At 73.1% G+C, this 3,134-nt stretch carries 2 protein-coding genes; both read left to right on the forward strand.

Features of this window, described 5'->3' with window-relative positions:
* Positions 1-109 precede the first annotated feature (109 nt).
* The gene (locus tag FF86_RS63510; RefSeq protein ID WP_255355985.1) at positions 110-235 is read left to right on the forward strand and encodes a hypothetical protein; all 126 of its coding nucleotides are present in this window, start codon (positions 110-112) and stop codon (positions 233-235) included.
* A 1,231-nt stretch (positions 236-1,466) separates the two neighbouring features.
* Positions 1,467-1,841 carry a plasmid mobilization protein gene (locus FF86_RS69630; protein WP_396230215.1) on the forward strand — a complete coding sequence of 125 codons (375 nt, stop codon included), beginning with the start codon at positions 1,467-1,469 and terminating at the stop codon, positions 1,839-1,841.
* Positions 1,842-3,134 lie beyond the last annotated feature (1,293 nt).

Raw genomic sequence — 3,134 nt, forward strand, 5'->3', positions numbered from 1 at the left:
CGGTGGGTACGGGCCGGGGGTCGTGGTCGATATCGACGATCCGGCGTCGTACATCGTCTGATCAAGGAGAACCTCAGACGTTCCTGCGGCGGCGACGGATCATGACGGCATGTCGCATCCGGCGGGCTACGGCGAGGGCGAGTACGTCGAGTACGAGGTTGAGGTTGTCGAGGAGGTGTACGAGATCGTCGAGGAATACGAGTACTACGAGTACGAAGACGAGGAGTTTGACTGATCGACGACCTCGCCGTCTCTGAGCACTCCGGCCTGTCTCGCCCGGCTGCATAAGACATGTCGAGCGCCACGTCCGAGGTTGCCCGNCGGTGCTGGCCTGCGACGACGGNCGCCAGGCCCGCGCCACGGTGAGGAGTGGCGCGCGGAGCGGGGCGCGGAGTTGCGCAGGGAGTGAGGCGCGGAGTGGCGTGAGGAGTGCGTTCACCGCCGGCCGGGCGGTCGTTACGTGACGGTCGTCCGGTAGCGGCGGGTCCGCTACCGGGTAGCGGCGCCGCGGCCGGGCCCGGGGTCGGGTGAGCTGGGTGGAGGCGTCCGGGTCGCGCGCCCGACCGGCGCCGGCGAGGTCGTTGTGCACGGGCCGGGGGCGGCCGGGGCCTACGCGCGCAGGCGCGCGCATGCGCGTTGGGGCCGTGCATGCACAGTCGTTGCACACCGGTTTGCACACCGTCGTGCACGGGGTTGCACACCCCGCTGCACACCCGGGGAGAGGTTGCCCGGCTGGTTGCCGAGGCGCGCTCGGCGGGCCTCGGGATCAAAAACGTGCATTTTCAACCCTCGATCACACTCCCGCATTCAGAAAAGATCCATTCAGAAAAGATCATGGGATCGTTNGCCTTTGGCGCGTCCTGGATCTTTCGCTGATCGGTGTGATCATGGTCGTCGCGGGATAGTCAACGGCGTTGACTTGTGCGCGCGGTCGCCGATTATGAGCGGTCGTCCCGCTCATAATCCGGCCGGTTGCGGGGCAGGGTCGGTGCCGCCGGCGTGTTTTTCGGGCGAGTGCCGACGAGTCTGGGCAGCGGCCGGAGGGGTCTACAGCCCCCGGGCCGGCGCGGACGTGCTGTCAGACCCCCCTCCGGATAGAGCCGGAGGGGCTTTTGGAGCCCCTTTTGGAGGGGCTTTTGGAGGGGGGTCTGCGCGGCGACACGCCGCCCGCGGGGGCCGGGTCGGCGGGGCAACCTGCGTCGGGTTGGGCGTGTCGAGTGCGCAACGGATGCGATACGACATACATGATCACCCGGTAGCAAGGTATGCATCTGTAACACAGATGCGGCCGTGGACGGGTGGGTGNCATGGGTGAGGACGGGTCCNCCCCGGCGGGGGCGGACGGCATGGGCGTGCCGGTGTCGGGGTGGCCGTCGTCGGGGGTGGCCCGGTGGCGGACGTACCGGCGGGGGGAGGCCAGCCCGTGGNGGCACGGTGAGCCGGGGCCGGGGCGGCGGACGGTGTCGGTGCGCCTGGGCGACGACGAGATCGCCGAGCTGCGGTCGGCGGCGGAGCTGGCGGGGCTGCGGCTGTCCGGCTACATCGCCGAGGCCGCGCTCGCCGCCGCCCGCAACACCCGTCCCCCGATGCACGACCCGCTGCGCGACTGCCTGATGGAGGTCCTCAGCGCCGAGACGCAGCTGCGCCGTGTCGGCGGCAACCTCAACCAGGCGGTCGCCGCCCTGCACGCGACCGGGACCGCGCCGGCGTGGCTCGAGCACGCCCTCGGCGCGACGATGCGGGTCGTGGCCCGCGTGGACGAGACCATCGACGCGCTCGGCCGGCACATCGACCGCGCCGACCGTCGCCGCCAGCGCGACCGCCGCCCGCCCAGCACATGACGACGGCCCCGGCCGGCGGGATGCCGGACCGGGGCCGCATTGGGGTGGGTCAGTCGCGCCAGACGGCCTCGCGCTGCGCGNCCACGTCCGGGGCGGTGCGGATATCGGCGGCGGTGGCCCGGATGGCCTGGGCGCGCAGGCTGGTGTCGGCGGGGTCCAGGGCGTCGGCGCCGTCCAGGATCCGGGCCTGGGCCTGGCGGGTGGCGACGTCCTGGTCGGCCTGGGCGGNGGCGAGGCGCTGCTCGCGGGTGGGGCGGGTCATAGGTCCTCCTACGGGCGGGTGTGATCAGTGTGCGGTGGTGTCGCGGATAAACGCCGCGCCCGGGGCTGGTGGGTGTCAGGAGCGGCGGCCGCGGGGGATCCGGACACGCAGATAGCGGGGGGCCGCGTCGTCGGCGGCGCGGCCGGCGGCGATCGCGGCGGCCGTCGCCGCGGTGGAGGCGGCCTGGTACTCCTGCGGGGTGGTGGTCGGGGACAGGGATGCGGCGTCGCGCTGGCGGACTGCCTCGCCGTGGGCGGCGCGCAGCCGGGCGGCCTTGTCGTNGCGGGACTCGCGTCCGAACATGATCTCCTCCTGTGGGTGGGTGTGTCAGGGGGCGCGGCGTGCGTCCTGGCAGATGAGCGCCGCGCCCGGGGCTGGTGGGGTCTCAGGACCGTGCCGCGGCCCCGGCCGGCGGGATGNCGGACCGGGGGGCGGGGGGTCGGCTAGTCGCGGCCGGCCCGGACGTCGGCGATGTTCCGGGCGCGGCGCGCGGCACGGCCGTGCGCGTCGGTCGCCTCGCGCTCGTACGCGGCGCGCACGTCGGCCTCGTCGGCNTCGGCCGCGCGGCCGCGGTAGTAGGCGGCATCACCCAGATGCGCCTGACGCCGCGNCTCCNGACTGGTGGTCAGCGCCTCGGTCTCCTCGGGTGTCCTCTGGGCCATGTGATCCTCCTGTGGGGGGGCGACCCGGCAGGATGCCGGGCCGGCGGGGCGGGTGTGATCAGTGTGCGGCGGTCACCGGCTCTGGGCCTGGGGCTCGCGCCGTCCGAGGTGGCCGTGCTGGACCTGCAGGTGAGTGGTGAGCATCTGCGTGGCCTCGGCGGCGCTGGCGAGCGGCTGGGACGTGATGTTGCAGTGTGGGCAGGTGTAGGTGTGGCCGGCCATGATGGAGATCCCTCCTGGGTGACNGGGTGGGGGACCGGGCGCGGCGTGCGTCCTGGCAGATGAGCGCCGCGCCCGGGGCTGGTGGGTCAGTAGCGCTCTCCGAGGTAGCGGCCGTTCACGATCACCTCGGAGCCGCCTCGCCAGTGG

The sequence above is a fragment of the Frankia sp. CpI1-P genome, from assembly GCF_001421075.1.
Taxonomy (GTDB): domain Bacteria; phylum Actinomycetota; class Actinomycetes; order Frankiales; family Frankiaceae; genus Frankia; species Frankia torreyi.